Annotated in this window: 20 protein-coding genes; 5 read left to right on the forward strand and 15 right to left on the reverse strand. The window is 51.0% G+C overall.

What is annotated here, in order from left to right; translation table 11 throughout:
• From SJI19_RS09945 to fkpA, 9 genes are all read right to left on the reverse strand, one after another.
• Window positions 1–117 (reverse strand): GTP-binding protein (locus SJI19_RS09945; protein ID WP_323478245.1); only part of this gene is annotated, 117 nt, incomplete at its 3' end.
• A 71-nt stretch (window positions 118–188) separates the two neighbouring features.
• On the reverse strand, window positions 189–2,297 hold the full coding sequence (gene fusA, locus SJI19_RS09950; RefSeq protein ID WP_323478108.1) for an elongation factor G: 2,109 nt from the start codon (window positions 2,295–2,297) through the stop codon (window positions 189–191).
• A gap of 96 nt (window positions 2,298–2,393) precedes the next feature.
• Window positions 2,394–2,864: a 30S ribosomal protein S7 gene (gene rpsG, locus SJI19_RS09955; protein ID WP_323478109.1), complete on the reverse strand. Its 471-nt coding sequence runs from the start codon at window positions 2,862–2,864 to the stop codon at window positions 2,394–2,396.
• 94 nt (window positions 2,865–2,958) lie between these two features.
• Window positions 2,959–3,333, reverse strand: coding sequence for a 30S ribosomal protein S12 (gene rpsL, locus SJI19_RS09960; protein ID WP_162367223.1), 375 nt, complete (start codon window positions 3,331–3,333; stop codon window positions 2,959–2,961).
• Between the two features lie 256 nt (window positions 3,334–3,589).
• Window positions 3,590–3,877 carry a sulfurtransferase complex subunit TusB gene (gene tusB / locus SJI19_RS09965; protein WP_323478110.1) on the reverse strand — a complete coding sequence of 96 codons (288 nt, stop codon included), beginning with the start codon at window positions 3,875–3,877 and terminating at the stop codon, window positions 3,590–3,592.
• Window positions 3,878–3,893: 16 nt separating this feature from the next.
• On the reverse strand, window positions 3,894–4,253 hold the full coding sequence (gene tusC, locus SJI19_RS09970; RefSeq protein ID WP_323478111.1) for a sulfurtransferase complex subunit TusC: 360 nt from the start codon (window positions 4,251–4,253) through the stop codon (window positions 3,894–3,896).
• A gap of 10 nt (window positions 4,254–4,263) precedes the next feature.
• Window positions 4,264–4,653: a sulfurtransferase complex subunit TusD gene (gene tusD / locus SJI19_RS09975; RefSeq protein ID WP_323478246.1), complete on the reverse strand. Its 390-nt coding sequence runs from the start codon at window positions 4,651–4,653 to the stop codon at window positions 4,264–4,266.
• 2 nt (window positions 4,654–4,655) lie between these two features.
• Window positions 4,656–5,378, reverse strand: coding sequence for a transcriptional regulator (locus SJI19_RS09980; RefSeq protein WP_323478112.1), 723 nt, complete (start codon window positions 5,376–5,378; stop codon window positions 4,656–4,658).
• 226 nt (window positions 5,379–5,604) lie between these two features.
• On the reverse strand, window positions 5,605–6,450 hold the full coding sequence (gene fkpA, locus SJI19_RS09985) for an FKBP-type peptidyl-prolyl cis-trans isomerase (protein WP_323478113.1): 846 nt from the start codon (window positions 6,448–6,450) through the stop codon (window positions 5,605–5,607).
• Between the two features lie 280 nt (window positions 6,451–6,730).
• Between fkpA and SJI19_RS09990 the strand changes: the two genes are divergently transcribed.
• Window positions 6,731–6,949, forward strand: coding sequence for a protein SlyX (locus SJI19_RS09990; protein WP_323478114.1), 219 nt, complete (start codon window positions 6,731–6,733; stop codon window positions 6,947–6,949).
• Window positions 6,950–7,060: 111 nt separating this feature from the next.
• Here SJI19_RS09990 and slyD read toward each other — a convergent pair whose 3' ends face one another.
• From slyD to kefG, 4 genes are all read right to left on the reverse strand, one after another.
• Window positions 7,061–7,699, reverse strand: a complete 639-nt coding sequence (slyD, locus tag SJI19_RS09995; protein ID WP_323478115.1) for a peptidylprolyl isomerase — start codon at window positions 7,697–7,699, stop codon at window positions 7,061–7,063.
• A 94-nt stretch (window positions 7,700–7,793) separates the two neighbouring features.
• Window positions 7,794–7,997 carry a YheV family putative zinc ribbon protein gene (locus SJI19_RS10000; RefSeq protein ID WP_323478247.1) on the reverse strand — a complete coding sequence of 68 codons (204 nt, stop codon included), beginning with the start codon at window positions 7,995–7,997 and terminating at the stop codon, window positions 7,794–7,796.
• Between the two features lie 8 nt (window positions 7,998–8,005).
• Entirely contained in the window at window positions 8,006–9,826 is a 1,821-nt protein-coding gene (kefB, locus tag SJI19_RS10005; protein WP_323478116.1) for a glutathione-regulated potassium-efflux system protein KefB, read from the reverse strand.
• A gap of 4 nt (window positions 9,827–9,830) precedes the next feature.
• Window positions 9,831–10,379, reverse strand: a complete 549-nt coding sequence (gene kefG, locus SJI19_RS10010) for a glutathione-regulated potassium-efflux system ancillary protein KefG (protein ID WP_323478248.1) — start codon at window positions 10,377–10,379, stop codon at window positions 9,831–9,833.
• A gap of 133 nt (window positions 10,380–10,512) precedes the next feature.
• Between kefG and SJI19_RS10015 the strand changes: the two genes are divergently transcribed.
• Window positions 10,513–12,435 (forward strand): ABC transporter ATP-binding protein, encoded by a 1,923-nt coding sequence (locus SJI19_RS10015; RefSeq protein WP_323478117.1) that lies wholly within the window; start codon window positions 10,513–10,515, stop codon window positions 12,433–12,435.
• Between the two features lie 18 nt (window positions 12,436–12,453).
• On the opposite strand, the gene SJI19_RS10020 is transcribed toward SJI19_RS10015, so the two are convergent.
• Window positions 12,454–13,056 (reverse strand): LysE family translocator, encoded by a 603-nt coding sequence (locus tag SJI19_RS10020; RefSeq protein ID WP_323478118.1) that lies wholly within the window; start codon window positions 13,054–13,056, stop codon window positions 12,454–12,456.
• Between the two features lie 119 nt (window positions 13,057–13,175).
• On the opposite strand from SJI19_RS10020, the gene SJI19_RS10025 reads away from it, so the two are divergent.
• Both SJI19_RS10025 and SJI19_RS10030 read left to right on the forward strand, forming a co-directional pair.
• Complete coding sequence (locus SJI19_RS10025) at window positions 13,176–13,421, forward strand: YheU family protein (RefSeq protein ID WP_323478119.1); 246 nt, start codon at window positions 13,176–13,178, stop codon at window positions 13,419–13,421.
• 100 nt (window positions 13,422–13,521) lie between these two features.
• Window positions 13,522–14,391: a phosphoribulokinase gene (locus SJI19_RS10030; protein ID WP_323478120.1), complete on the forward strand. Its 870-nt coding sequence runs from the start codon at window positions 13,522–13,524 to the stop codon at window positions 14,389–14,391.
• A 136-nt stretch (window positions 14,392–14,527) separates the two neighbouring features.
• Here the strand turns inward: SJI19_RS10030 and SJI19_RS10035 are convergent, their stop codons facing one another.
• Entirely contained in the window at window positions 14,528–14,950 is a 423-nt protein-coding gene (locus SJI19_RS10035) for an OsmC family protein (protein ID WP_323478121.1), read from the reverse strand.
• A gap of 312 nt (window positions 14,951–15,262) precedes the next feature.
• Between SJI19_RS10035 and crp the strand changes: the two genes are divergently transcribed.
• A complete protein-coding gene (gene crp / locus SJI19_RS10040) occupies window positions 15,263–15,895 on the forward strand; it encodes a cAMP-activated global transcriptional regulator CRP (protein WP_021013397.1) in 633 nt (210 codons plus the stop codon).
• Window positions 15,896–15,909: the final 14 nt, after the last annotated feature.

Here is a 15,909-nt window from a genome sequence, read left to right on the forward strand (position 1 = left end):
AGCTTTAGCCAGAACGCTGGTGATAGCGGCGGTCAGGGTAGTTTTACCATGGTCGACGTGGCCGATGGTACCGACGTTAACGTGCGGTTTTGTGCGTTGAAACTTTTCTTTAGACACGGCTATATTCCTTACTCTTATGCTCCCCCCCATTGGAGAGAGCACGGGATATTAATTGTAGACCCTAAAGCTTATTTATTAGCTTTACGGGCTTCGATAATGGCCTGAGCAACATTGTTCGGTGCTTCATTGTACTTCAGGAACTCCATGGAGTAAGAAGCACGGCCCTGAGTCTGTGAACGCAGATCTGTAGCATATCCAAACATTTCAGACAAGGGAACCTGCGCACGAACTGTTTTACCCGTCGCGGTGTCTTCCATGCCGTCGATCATGCCGCGACGACGGTTCAAGTCACCGATAACGTCACCCATGTAGTCTTCAGGCGTTTCAACTTCCACTTTCATGATAGGTTCCAGCAGCACTGGTTTCGCTTTCATGAAGCCTTCTTTAAACGCCATGGAACCGGCGATTTTAAAGGCCATTTCCGAGGAGTCGACTTCGTGGTAAGAACCATCAAAGGCCGCTACGCGAACGTCAACGATCGGATAGCCTGCCAGGACGCCGCTTTTCAGCTGTTCCTGAATACCTTTATCCACCGCGGGCACGTATTCCTTAGGAACCACACCACCGACGATTTCATTAAGGAATTCGTAACCTTTACCACCCGCTTCCATTGGTTCAATACGCAACCAGATATGGCCGAACTGACCGCGACCACCGGACTGACGAACAAATTTACCTTCTTGTTCAACGGTGTTGCGGATAGTTTCGCGGTAAGCTACCTGCGGTTTACCGACGTTAGCTTCAACATTGAATTCACGACGCATACGGTCGACGAGAATTTCAAGATGCAGCTCACCCATGCCGGCGATGATAGTCTGACCAGACTCTTCATCGGTCCAGACGCGGAAAGACGGATCTTCCTTTGCCAGGCGGCCCAGAGCCAGACCCATTTTTTCTTGGTCAGCTTTGGTTTTCGGTTCAACAGCGACAGAGATAACCGGTTCAGGGAACTCCATGCGCTCCAAAATGATCGGCTTGTTTTGATCGCAAAGAGTATCGCCAGTGGTGACATCTTTCAAACCGATCGCTGCAGCGATATCGCCTGCACGAACTTCAGCAATTTCTTCACGTTTATTTGCATGCATCTGCACGATACGGCCGAAACGCTCACGTTTGTCTTTAACGGAGTTCAGCACGGTATCACCAGAGTTGACCACACCAGAATAAACCCGGAAGAAGGTCAGGTTGCCGACAAACGGGTCGGTGGCGATTTTAAACGCCAGCGCCGAGAAGGGCTCTTCATCGCTAGAGTGACGCTCTGCGTGAGTTTCACCGTCTTCCAGCACGCCGTTGATGGCCTGAACGTCAGTCGGCGCGGGCAGATATTCGATAACCGCATCCAGCATCGCCTGTACGCCTTTGTTCTTGAATGCAGAACCGCAGGTGACCAGGATGATTTCGTTGTTCAGTACACGTTGGCGCAGACCTTGCTTGATTTCTGCTTCGGTCAACTCTTCGCCGCCCAGGTATTTATCCATCAGCTCTTCATTAGCTTCTGCTGCGGATTCAACCATGTGCTGATGCCATTTATGAGACAGTTCCAGCAACTCAGCCGGAATTTCCTCATAATTGAAGGTTACGCCCTGATCGGCTTCGCTCCAGTTGATCGCTTTCATCTTCACCAGATCGACAACGCCGGTGAATTTTTCTTCTGAGCCAATGGCCAACTGAATCGGAACCGGATTAGCGGCCAAACGCGTTTTCAGCTGTTCAACAACGCGCAGATAGTTCGCGCCCATACGGTCCATTTTATTAACGAACGCGATGCGTGGAACTTTATATTTATTCGCCTGGCGCCATACGGTTTCGGACTGTGGTTGCACACCGCCTACCGCACAGTAAACCATGACCGCGCCGTCAAGGACACGCATGGAACGTTCTACTTCGATCGTGAAGTCAACGTGTCCCGGGGTATCGATGATATTGATGCGATGCGCATCAAACTGTTTCGCCATGCCTGACCAGAAACAGGTTGTCGCCGCGGAGGTGATGGTAATCCCACGCTCTTGCTCCTGTTCCATCCAGTCCATGGTGGCCGCGCCGTTATGAACTTCACCGATTTTATGGTTCACACCGGTATAGAACAAAATACGTTCGGTCGTGGTGGTTTTACCGGCGTCGATGTGTGCACTGATACCGATATTACGATAGCGTGCAATAGGTGTTATACGAGCCATTTGTATCCTCGATTACTGGGGCGTTCAATTCAAGCTAACCCAAATGAATGGGCCGTTAAACCCGCCCATTTGGTTAGCATAACTACTGCGGGGTAATTACCAGCGGTAGTGGGCGAACGCCTTATTGGCATCTGCCATACGGTGAACGTCTTCACGTTTCTTAACAGCAGTGCCTTTATTTTCTGCTGCATCGGAAAGTTCGTTCGCCAGACGCAGGGCCATAGATTTATCACCGCGTTTACGAGCAGCTTCAACGATCCAACGCATTGCCAGGGCATTACGACGGACCGGACGAACTTCTACTGGCACCTGATAAGTAGAACCACCAACGCGACGTGATTTAACTTCCACAGTCGGACGCACGTTGTCCAGTGCTAATTCAAAAGCTTCCAGATGTCCTTTACCGGAACGCTGAGCCAGGGTCTCCAGCGCGGTATAGACAATTGCTTCTGCAGTAGATTTTTTACCATCTACCATCAGGATGTTGACAAATTTTGCCAATAGCTCAGATCCGAACTTAGGATCCGGCAGGATTTTACGTTGACCAATGACGCGACGACGTGGCATGTGATAACTCCGTTGTTAATTCAGGATTGTCCAAAACTCAATGAGTTCTTTGACATTAATAATAAAATGTTTGGCCTTACTTAACGGAGAACCATTAAGACTTCGGCTTCTTAACGCCGTACTTAGAGCGGCCTTGCTTACGGTCTTTAACGCCTGAACAGTCCAGTGCACCGCGAACGGTGTGGTAACGCACACCTGGCAGATCTTTTACACGACCGCCACGGATCAGGATCACGGAGTGTTCCTGAAGGTTATGGCCTTCACCACCGATATAGGAGGTGACTTCAAAACCGTTGGTCAAACGAACACGGCATACTTTACGCAGCGCGGAGTTCGGTTTTTTCGGGGTGGTGGTATATACGCGAGTACATACACCACGTTTCTGCGGGCAGGCTTCCAGCGCAGGAACGTTGCTTTTAGCAACCTTCATCGTGCGTGGCTTGCGTACCAGCTGGTTAATTGTTGCCATTCGATAAAACTCCTGGTTTTTGCTTCGTAAACACGTAATAAATCGCCTCGTTGAGCCGCAAGGCAAAGTACGAGGACGCAGAATTTTATGGCCGACAGGTGAGGGTGTCAAGAAATATACAATATACCCGCTATCTTTCGAACTGCAGGTGCGTTGGCAGCCGTCGCTCACCGGGGTCACTTATCGGTGTTAGCAGAACCGGATTGTCTTGCTGCCTGCCTGCCCGCAACCCGAAAACCAATGGGTACAAACCCGACTACCAAGCCATTTGTTGCGCATGTTTAACCGTGAGCGAGACAAACCCATTATAGTCGATAATGGTGATTTTGTCCGAAAAATGAACACCCAGTCCGCGGGCATCAATATCAGCCGACAAAGCGAACAGGCCCAGCGGCGCGCGGGTTAACTGATGGAGGGCGGTCGTTCCCGTCAGACCGGCGATGACGCCATCTTGCATTAAGAGCAGATCGTCGCCCGCACGCACGGTAAGTAGCATGGCATCCAAATCGCCGACGAAAGGGGAACGACTGAAAGTATGAAGCATGGTTTTGCTTGGCGCCTCAGAAAGTCAAAACGGTATCGAAACGGGACAAGGTTTGCCGCCAGTCGGCGGCGGGCAGGATTTCAGCATTCAGCACCCAGTTGTCCACCGCAGCTAATCCGCGCTGCACCAGCGACTCCGCACAAATATAATATTGATCAATATCGTATATGGGCAAAACCCCGAACGTGGCAATGAAGTTACGCGCCTGTATTTTTTCGGGCTGCTGTCCCGGTAACAGTAGCAAGACGCCGTCAGCGATAAAAAAAACGCCAATCTGGTCCGTGAGCGCGGAGGTGGCCAGCAGCGCATCCAGACCTTCCCGGCCAGCGGCGTTGCCATGTGGGCCCTGGGTAAATACGAACGCAATGCGTTTCATCAAATTTGCCTTAGAACTGTATGAACCGATCACATTCCAGCAGCGCCTGCGCCAGCGTACCCAAACCGCTGAGCGTAAACCCCGGCTGTAGATTGGAACCGATGCGTTCCACCGTCCCGGCACCTTGGTCGTTATCAATGACGCCACGCCGCAGCGCTGCGGAAACACAAACATCCAGCGCCACCCCGTGGGTCAAACCGAACCGTTGCCAGTCGCGTACGATATCCTGCTCATCACCGGCCGGTGAAGTATAACGGTTAGCGTTGGATACGCCATCCTGGTAGAAAAATACGTTATCAAGGCGATGACCGGCTGCCAGTAGCGCCTCGGCAAACTGTAAAGCGCTGCTGGCGCGCTGCGCGCCATAGGCCGCACCGGAAACCATCAGGCAATACCGCAGACTCACCGTTCCAGTCCCAAAAAATCGCCGCTTTTGAACTGCCGTATATACAAATACACCGTATGTTTGGAAATATTTAAGCGATCTGCAACCTGGTTAATCGCGTCTTTGATGTCAAAGATGCCTTTCTCATAGAGATTGAGTACGATCTGACGGTTCTTGGCGTTATTGGATACCCCACGATCCGCGTTGACCTCTTCGATGGTGAACTCCAGAGTTTGCGCCACTAAATCATCAACTGACGAGGCAAAATTGACCGTGGTGGCATTTTCCTGGGTTTCAGGCGGAACGAAGGTTTGCATAATTTGAGAAAACGGCACATCGAGATTGATATTAATGCAGAGCAAACCAATAACCCGCTGCTCGCTGTTGCGAATGGCAATGGTGACTGATTTCATCAAAACACCATTTTTAGCCCGGGTGAAATAGGCTTTTGAGACACTACTGTCTTCCCCCGCCATATCGTGCAGCATGCGCAAAGCAAGATCAGAGATCGGCGAACCGATTTTACGGCCGGTATGTTCGCCGTTGGCAATGCGCACGGCAGAACTTTTCAGGTCTTCCAGAGAATGCAGAACGATTTCGCAATGCCCACCGATTAGCATTGCCAGACCGTCCACCACAGATTCGTAGGAGGACAATATTTCATGATCTATCGGGCTGAATGGCCGTTCATCCAAAACATCCAGCTCGGTGAATTCTGGGGTCGGAAGAGAAATAGACATATGCAGACACCACCCGTGAAAGCGAGTCTGTCACTGAATCTATTGGCAGACTCGGCTGTAAATTGTATGACTTGGTCGCTATTCTAGCAAATCATCTAAAACACTGTCCTTGTGTTTGGACAGATTTTTACGCCTTCGCGGAAAAAAAGCGGCGTCCGCTAAACGAACGCCGCCTCATGCTTCGGCAAGCAACCACTGTGCGTCGCCCCTATAAAGCGCGAAACAGCTACTTAGTGGTTTCAGCCGCGCCAGCGGGTTTTTCCGCTGAGGTGCTGGCATCATCGGCCGGTTTTTCCGCCGGTTTTATATCCAGCAATTCAACGTCGAAAATCAGCGTTGAGTTGGCAGGAATTCCTGGCACGCCAGTTTTGCCATACGCCTGCTCCGGCGGGATCACTAGCTCAATCTTACCGCCTTTGTGGATCTCTTTTAACCCTTCAGTCCAGCCGGGGATGACACCGTCGAGGCGGAACGACAACGGTTCGCCGCGTTTGTAGGAATTATCAAATTCCGTACCGTCAACCAAAGTACCCTTGTAGTTAACAACCACTGTATCGCTATTGGTCGGCGCTTTACCGGTACCCGGTTTTTCTATTTTGTACAAAACACCGTTCTGGGTATGTTTAACACCTTTTTGCTTGGCAAACTCGGCACGGAATTTATCGCCCTTCTCGGCGTTTTCCTTAGCTTCCTGTTCCATTTTGCCCTGTGCGGCTTGTTTAACTCGTGCTTCGAAGCCCTGGAGCGTAGCTTCAATCTCTTCATCAGTCAGCTTGCTTTTGTTGGCGAACGCGTCCTGGACACCGGAAATAAGTTGGTCTTTATCCAGCTTAATACCTAATTTTTCCTGTTCTTTCAGGGAATTATCCATATAACGGCCTAAAGATGCGCCCAGTGCGTATGCTGCCTGATCTTCGCTGCTTTTAAATTTGTCCGATGTGGCGTTGACCGGAGCCGTCGTTTTGGCGGCGGGGGTCGCCGTTGCGGCAGCGTCTGCGGCCATAACCTGTGTTGCATTGAAGGCAAGCGCCATAGTGGTGGCCAGCAGCGTGACTTTAAACAGTGATTTCATCCATTTCTCCATAGCCTGGGTTGTCTCTTCCCAAGGTTCGATATCTAAGTTAAGCCGATACTATAGCCGTGAGCACAAACACAACACAATCTCTATACCGACGAATTGGCTCTTTCTAAGACTTTTTTTACCGTAAGAAGTTTCTTTTTTCACATATCATTGAAATAGGATGGGAGTCTGCGGAGGTTGATCGGGTTTTGGCGGGCATTTATCAACCTTTATCGGTAGAATAGTCGATATTGTAATGTTAACCCCAGTACCCGTTGTAGAGGAAAGTAGCATGGTGTTATCCCAGCTAGAACAACGATTGGACGTGTTGGAGAGTCGTTTGGCTTTCCAGGAGGCCACGATCGAGGACCTAAATCAAACCGTTGTGGTGCATCAGCGGGATATTGGCCGTCTGCAAGAGCAACTGCGTTTGTTGTCCGAAAAATTGCGTACACAGCAAACGTCAATGGTTGCTTCACAGTCAGAAGAAACGCCACCACCTCATTATTGATTGTTGGTCACTGATTGCCCCTCGCGCTGACTACCGGTGTTAGCCACCACAATCCAAGGGATTATTGGCGAGTCAAGGGGCGTTATTACCCGCCCCTGCGTCCATCGCGGTTTAATGGCAACCACAACCGCCGTTGCCATCGCAGTTACCACTCTTCTGCTTGTGCTCATGATCGTGGCCACATCCTTCGCCATGATCGTGATCGTGGCCGCCGCAGCACCCTTCACCATGATCGTGACCTTCGTGGTCATGATCGTGTTCACCATGAACGTGACCATGTTCCAGCTCTTCAGCCGTGGCATCGCGAACGGCCAGCACTTCGACATTGAAGTTCAGATCCTGACCGGCCAGCATATGATTGCCGTCCACCACCACTTCATCGCCATCGATAAGGGTGATTTCCACCGGTACCGGACCCTGATCAGTTTCAGCCAGGAAACGCATACCAACTTCAAGTTCCTCAACGCCCATAAAGACTTCTTTCGGGACACGTTGAATCAGGTTGTCATCTTGTTGACCATACGCATCATCAGACAGAATGTGCAGGTCAAAACGTTCGCCTACCTTGCGACCGGTCAGCGCATTCTCCAGTCCTGAGATCAGAGAACCGTGACCATGCAAATAGTCCAACGGCGCGCTCACCGGAGACTCATCGACCAACACACCATCTTCTGTCCGTACCTGATAAGCCAGGCTGACCACCAGGTCTTTGGCTACTATCTGGACCGCCGGTTCTTTTACTTCTTTCATGATATCTCCTACCGTTGGAAATCAAATTGGCGCAGATTCTATCTAAAATTTGGCCACATGTATCCCTCAGCTTAAAGAAAGTTAGCCAATAACGCTAATCGGGATGAAAAATACCGATTATATTTTCCGAGTCCGATCTTTTGTTATCTGCCAGCGGCTGGTCGGTTTGGCGTTGAGTGAAACCGCACTTTACGCAGCCGACGGTATCAACATCATTTTCACGCCATACCGCCAAGGTGTCCGGACTTTGACACTTCGGGCATATCGCACCGGCAATAAATCGTTTTCGGGTTGCCATCATGGAACTTAATCTCCTTGTTGCTCATCATCTTCCCAACCGTTCAATTGCCTGCGTTCGCGCTGCATCTCGCGCTGGAAAATATCTTCCAGTTCGCGCCGGGCCTCTTTGACACGGGAAATTTGCGCCAGGTCACCCTGCGTTTGCGGCATTAACTCGCGCAACATTCGAGTATCGATACGGCGAAAATGCTGTTGGGCACGATAAGCCTGATGTGGGTGCATACCTAATTCCAGCAAGGTCTTGCGTCCCAAATCGAGCGCGCTGGAGAAGGTTTCTCGGGAAAATAAAGTGACGCCGGCCAGCAACAGCTCATGAGCCTCGACTCGCCCCCGTGCCCGAGCCAGAATTTTTAGATGGGGGAAGTGTTGCTGACAAAGATGCACGATGGCCATGTTATCTTCCGGGCTATTGGCGGTCACCACAATGGCTTTGGCTTTTTCCGCTCCGGCGGCACGCAGCAGCTCAAGCTCAGTGGCGTCACCGTAATAGACTTTATAACCGTAGCTGCGCATCAGGCTTACCGAGCTAATATCTCGTTCAAGCACGGTAATGCGCATTTTATTCGCCATTAATAGTCGTCCGACGACCTGGCCGAAACGGCCAAAACCCACAATAATCACCTGTGGTTCGTCATCATCGACAAAAGGCGTTTCATCTTGATCGTCCTGGGCGTTATAGCGCCGGATCAGGATCTTATCGATCAGTTGCATCAAAAACGGCGTGGTGATCATGGATAACGTGACCGTCACCAACAGCAACGCCAATTGATCGGAAGAGAGAACTTTCTGACTTGCCGCTGCGGAAAATAACACAAAGGCGAATTCACCGCCCTGGCTGAGGACCCCGGAAAACTGCAGACGCACCGAACGGCGCAGACCAAATATCCGCGCCAATAAATATAATACGGTTCCTTTAATCAGCACCAACACCACCAGTCCAGCCAGCACCGTCAGCAAATGGATATAGAGGATACCAAGATTGAGGGCCATCCCTACCGAGATAAAAAACAGCCCCAGCAGCAGGCCTTTAAACGGTTCAATAGCTATTTCCAGTTCATGGCGATATTCGCTCTCCGCCAATAGCACGCCGGCGATAAAGGTGCCAAGCGCCATGGATAAACCCAGTAAATCCATAAACAACGCCGAGCCGAGTACCAGTAATAATGCCGCGGCAGTAAAAACTTCACGCACATTGGCCATGGCGATGTAGCGAAACAGCGGTCTTAGCAGATAACGCCCGCCGACCAACATGATGAAAAACGCAGCCACTTTCATGCCAATTTTCATCCAGTCGCTGTGCTCGCCGCCGCCTGCCAGTATGGGAATCAACGCGAGCGCAGGGATAACCGCCATATCCTGGAATAACAGCACGGAAAAGCCCAGTTGCCCGCCTTCGTTGCGATTCATCCCTTTGTCACGCATCAGTTGTAAGGCAATGGCGGTGGACGACATGGCAAGACCGATGCCGCCAATAAGCGCCGATTGCCACGAGGCATGGGTAAAATAAAGCACGGCGCCCAGCAACACCGCAGTAATCACCAACTGGGCGGCGCCGACACCGAAAATAGAGCGTCGTAGCGCCCATAATTTAGCGGGATTGAGCTCCAGTCCGATGATAAACATCAGAAACACCACGCCCAATTCGGAGAAATGCAGGATTTCATCCACATCACGGATAATGCCCAAGCCCCATGGACCAATGGCGATGCCGGCGGCCAGATAGCCGATCACCGCGCCGATACCCAAGCGTTTTGCGATGGGCACCGCCACCACGGCGGCAAATAAAAATAACACCACGGCAGTTAAAAATGACGGACTACTACCCACTACGTTATCCTCTTGGTGTTAACGGCGCGTTAAGCCACTGAACATATTCACCCGCATGGCGTGCGAGGACCTCCGGGTTCTGCCGCCGCGCCCAATAAATCACCTTCGGCGCGACCCACTTCATGCGGCACATGGTGGCGGTTAACTCAAACGGGCGCAAAATGTCATCCATACTATAACGGTTATACCCTCGTTTTTGATAAGCACCTTCCGCCTCGCCGGTGGTGATGATTGAGCGCCAATATTTACCCACCAGCGCGTCTCCTCCTGTTCCGCTGGCAAACCCGCGCGCCAACACCCGATCAAGCCACTCCTTGAGTAACGCCGGACAGCTATAGGTATAGAGAGGGTGTTGGAACACAATGACCTGATGTTCACGCAATAATTGTTGCTCGTGGTGAATATCGATGAAAAAATCCGGATAAATCGCGTAAAGATCATGTACGGTGACATGTTCCAGAGGCTTAACCGCCTGCAACAACACGCGGTTAGCCACGGAATCCTGCGATTCAGGATGGGCATACAACAACAAAACTTTGGGCGGCGGTGCGATCAATTCCCCTCCAAAGCGTCGTCAGGGAGCGGGTTTTCCGCTACCATACTTCGCAAAGTCAGAAACCAGGATCCATTACCCTGGATAGCATTCAGTAATGTCAATTTAACATACTCTTAAACTATGGCGCTTTATGATTGTCTTTTCCTCACTGCAAATTCGTCGCGGTACCCAGGTATTGTTGGATAACGCAACCGCCACGGTCAATCCGGGGCAAAAGGTCGGACTGGTCGGTAAGAACGGCTGCGGCAAATCAACACTGTTGGCGTTGTTGAAACATGAGATTAGCGCCGATGCCGGTAATGTCACTTTCCCCGCCAACTGGTCCATGGCCTGGGTAAACCAGGAAACCCCCGCCCTGGATGTGCCAGCATTGGAATATGTTATCGACGGTGATAGAGAATATCGTCAGTTAGAAGCCGAACTGCAGGCCGCGAACGAAAAAAATGACGGCCATGCCATTGCCACGGTGCATGGAAAATTGGATGTGATTCAAGCCTGGACCATCCGGCCGCGTGCGGCGAGCCTGTTGCATGGCTTAGGTTTTAGCCAGGAGCAGTTACAACAGGCAGTGCGCGATTTTTCCGGCGGCTGGCGTATGCGCCTGAACCTGGCGCAGGCACTGATTTGCCGCTCTGATTTGTTGTTGCTTGATGAGCCGACCAACCATTTGGATCTGGATGCGGTGATGTGGTTGGAGAAGTGGCTGAAAAACTACAGTGGTACACTGCTGTTAATTTCTCATGACCGGGATTTTCTCGACCCTATCATCAACAAGATCCTGCACATTGAACAACAGACGTTGAACGAATATACCGGCAACTACTCTTCCTTCGAGTTGCAGCGGGTCACCAAACTGGCACAACAGCAGTCGCTTTACCAACATCAGCAGGAAAAGGTCGCTCATCTTCAACATTATATCGACCGTTTTCGTGCCCAAGCCACCAAAGCCAAGCAAGCGCAAAGCCGGATTAAAATGCTTGAGCGGATGGAACTGATAGCACCGGCGCATGTGGATAACCCATTCCAATTCAAATTCCGCACGCCGGAGAGTCTGCCCACTCCGCTGCTGAGCATGGAAAAAGTCAGCGCCGGTTACGGTGAGCACACCATACTTAACTCCATTAAGCTCAATTTAGTACCCGGCTCACGCATCGGGCTGCTGGGCCGCAACGGCGCCGGCAAATCCACGTTGATCAAACTTCTGGCCGGGACCCTCGAGCCCCAGTCCGGCAAAGTCAGCCTGGCGAAAGGCATTAAATTGGGCTATTTTGCCCAGCATCAGCTCGAGTTTCTGCGTGCCGATGAATCGCCGCTGCGACATATGACCCGTTTGGCACCTCAGGAAACAGAGCAAGCGCTACGCGACTACCTGGGCGGATTTGGTTTTCGCGGCGACAAGGTTACCGACCCGACTGCCCGTTTTTCCGGTGGGGAAAAAGCCCGGTTGGTTTTGGCGTTGGTGGTCTGGCAACGCCCTAATCTCCTGCTGCTCGATGAACCGACCAACCATCTGGATTTGGATATGCGCCAGGCGCTGACCGAAGCGCTTATCGATTTTGACGGCGCGCTGGTCGTGGTGTCCCATGACCGGCACTTGTTACGTTCGACCACTGATGAGTTTTACCTGGTGCATGACGGTCGGGTGGAGTCGTTCGATGGCGATGTGGAAGATTACCAACAGTGGTTAATTGAGCAGCAGCGCCAAACCTCGCAGGACGTGGACGAGACAGAAAATAGCGCAGCAACCACCAATAATGCCCAGAACCGCAAGGATCAAAAACGGCGCGAAGCAGATTTTCGTAACCAAACCCAGCCACTGCGCAAAGACATCACCCGTTATGAACAGCAGATGGAGACGCTGGCAGCCGACCTGGCAAGCATTGAGAACGATCTGGCGGATTCGTCACTCTATGATAACAGCCGTAAGGCAGATCTTACCTTGTGCCTGCAGCGGCAGGCCAAGGTTAAGTCGCAGTTAGAGGAGGCGGAAACTGCCTGGCTGGATGCGCAAGAGCAATTGGAAACCCTGACCCGTGAATTCGCACAGGAATAACCGGGCTATCTGGGGTAGTCAACGCCAGATGAGCAGCACACAGGCCGCAGTCAACAAACCCATGGCGATGTTAAACGCCGTCCAGGCGCGTTTGCTGCGCAGCAAACGGCCAATAAACGTACCAAAACCCAACCAGATCACGCCTGAGAGAACATTTACGGTGATGATGCCGATGCTGATGGCGCCTACTGAGGTAATATAGGCATTGCCGCTCAGGCTGAAACTCGCCACCGCACCCAAGGCCATCAGCCAGGCCTTGGGATTAAGAAACTGTAACAGCCCGCCTTGGTAAAACGGGATGGGTCTGATGGGTGCATTACCCGCTTCCAGTTTTTCATACGCCGCGGTAGCAATCTTCCAGGATAACCAAAGCAGATAAACGCTGCCGGCGACTTTTAGTATGAAATGAAGGGCTGGATAAAGCATAATCAGGCTGCCAACGCCGAAGGCGACCAGCAGCAAAATGCATTGCATCCCCAGCATAATGCCCAACATAAGCGGTGCGGAACGCCAAAAGCCGAAATTTGCGCCAGAGGCGGTAAGCAGCATATTGTTCGGTCCTGGGGTAATCGCGGCAACCCATAAAAACCCGAGCATAGATAGAAAAAGACTCGTTTCCACGTTTCAGTGGCTCCCTAAATAGCATTACCGATCACGCGATACCCAATAGCGCTCAAACCACGGGAAGCGTGACGGGTATATAATCATGAACGATAACGGGTAATTCGGGACATAATTACATGATTATTCCATGGCAACAAATAGATCCTGAAACGCTGTATAACCTGATTGAATCTTTCGTATTACGCGAAGGGACCGATTATGGCGAACAGGAAAAAACGTTGGCGCAGAAAGTCGACGATGTAAAACGCCAACTAGAACGTGGAGAAGCGGTGGTCGTCTGGTCGGAACTCCATGAAAATATTAATATCATGCCACGCAGCCAGTTTAACGCCCAGTCGCAGACACCGTCCAAAGAGCAGTAACGGGCTGGCACGTCACAGTGAAACATGATAACAATTATCATGAGCTTGATAGCTCGGTGTTTGTTAATCACGCAGCCTTTTCATCCAGCGCAGGATTATCATGTCAACACAGCATCCAATTATTGCCGTCACCGGCTCCAGTGGAGCCGGAACCACCACCACCAGTGTGGCTTTCCGGAAAATATTTCAGCAGCTCACTATTCACGCCGCAGAGTTGGAGGGCGATAGTTTTCACCATTTTACCCGGCCGGAGATGGATCTGGCGATCCGTAAAGCCCGGGATTTGGGGCGTCATATCAGCTATTTCGGTCCAGAGGCCAACGATTTTAGCTTATTGGCACATACCTTTGAGCGCTATGGACTGACCGGCCAAGGAGAGTCGCGCAAGTATTTGCACACTTATGACGAAGCCGTGCCTTTTAATCAAAATCCCGGCACCTTTACGCCTTGGCAACCCTTACCCGAATCCACCGACGTCTTGTTCTATGAGGGTCTACATGGCGGCGTGGTCACCGATCATCAGGATGTTGCACAGCATGTAGATTTGTTGGTGGGTGTGGTTCCCATCGTCAATTTGGAATGGATCCAGAAACTGGTGCGGGATACCGGGGAGCGCGGCCATTCCCGTGAGGCGGTAATGGATTCCGTAGTGCGTTCCATGGAGGATTATATTAATTACATTACCCCACAATTCTCCCGTACCCATATCAACTTTCAGCGGGTACCCACGGTAGATACGTCCAATCCGTTTGCCGCCAAGGCGATCCCCTCACTGGATGAAAGTTTTGTTGTCATTCATTTTCGCAGCTTAAAGAATATCGATTTACCCTATCTGTTGGCCATGTTGCAGGGGTCGTTTATTTCCAATATTAATACCTTGGTGGTACCCGGCGGAAAAATGGGCCTGGCCATGGAATTGATCATGGGACCGCTGGTGCAACAATTGCTGGAAGGAAAACAGATTCAATAAGACGCGGCACCTTGGTGCCACACCTTATCCGCCAAGGGGGGTTGGCATGGACATAGCCTGCCTTGTGATCTGTGGGTAGCGTTGCGACGGTCTTGGCGTCACTATCTCAACGCATGTCAACGTATGGCGACGTTTCCTAAGCGTGGGGGACAAGCGTCTCGCCGCGCACTTCAAAACTATGGGTCATTCGCACCGACTGGCCCAGCATCAGCGACACAGAACAGTATTTTTCCGCTGAAAGCGCTACCGCCCTTTCGACTGATTTGTCGCTAAGATCGCTGCCGGTTACGATGAAATGTAGATTGATATAGGTAAATATACGCGGCGCCTCGTCACGACGTTCAGACGTCAGTTTCACTTCACAGTCACGTACATCCTGCCGCCCTTTTTGTAAAATCGATACCACATCTATCGCACTGCACCCACCAACCGACATTAATACCATTTCCATAGGACTCGGCGCCTTTTCTCCGGCATTGCCATCCATTAAAACCTGATGGCCCGAGGCGGACTCACCCATAAATGACAATCCCTCGACCCACTTTACCCGTGCTTGCATGAGATGACTCCAGATGAAAAGCGTTACACCAGACTACATATTTGTCTGAAAAGTGGCAATGTTAGCGAACATACATCATGCTGATGCAAGACAACAGAAGACACTGCATCAAACCTATGTTAAAAACAAGGTTGGATCGGCTCATTGATAATGAAAGGGCAAGAGTCCGATCAGAACATCACTAAAACCAGACCCTAATATGTTCCCTTACGTCGCTCCGTTTACTGCGGAGTAAGAGAAATAGCACAGCGTCGTAATAGGGAATACGCTGTCCTTCATCAGGACAGCGATGACAAAAGAGGATAACAACGAATGGTTCTTGGCAAACCGCAAACAGACCCTACTCTCGAATGGTTCCTGTCACATTGCCATATTCATAAGTATCCATCGAAGAGTACGCTTATACATCAGGGCGAAAAAGCAGAAACGCTTTATTACATCGTTAAAGGTGCCGTCGCGGTGCTGATTAAGGATGAAGAAGGCAAAGAGATGATCCTCTCCTATCTTAACCAGGGGGATTTCATTGGTGAACTAGGCTTATTCGAGGAAGGTCAAGAACGTAGTGCCTGGGTACGGGCGAAAACCGCCTGTGAAGTGGCCGAGATTTCATATAAGAAATTTCGCCAGTTGATCCAGGTGAATCCGGATATATTGATGCGTTTGTCCGCACAAATGGCCAATCGTTTACAAGTCACCTCCGAAAAAGTGGGTAACTTGGCATTTTTGGACGTTACCGGGCGAATTGCCCAAACCCTGTTGAATCTGGCGAAGCAACCCGATGCCATGACCCATCCCGACGGTATGCAAATCAAGATTACCCGTCAGGAAATAGGCCAGATCGTCGGCTGCTCGCGTGAAACGGTAGGACGTATTCTGAAAATGTTGGAAGATCAAAACCTCATCTCCGCGCACGGGAAAACTATTGTCGTTTACGGTACGCGCTGATAGTGTCATAAAAC

The organism is Acerihabitans sp. TG2, from assembly GCF_035013185.1.
Lineage (GTDB): Bacteria > Pseudomonadota > Gammaproteobacteria > Enterobacterales > Enterobacteriaceae > Acerihabitans.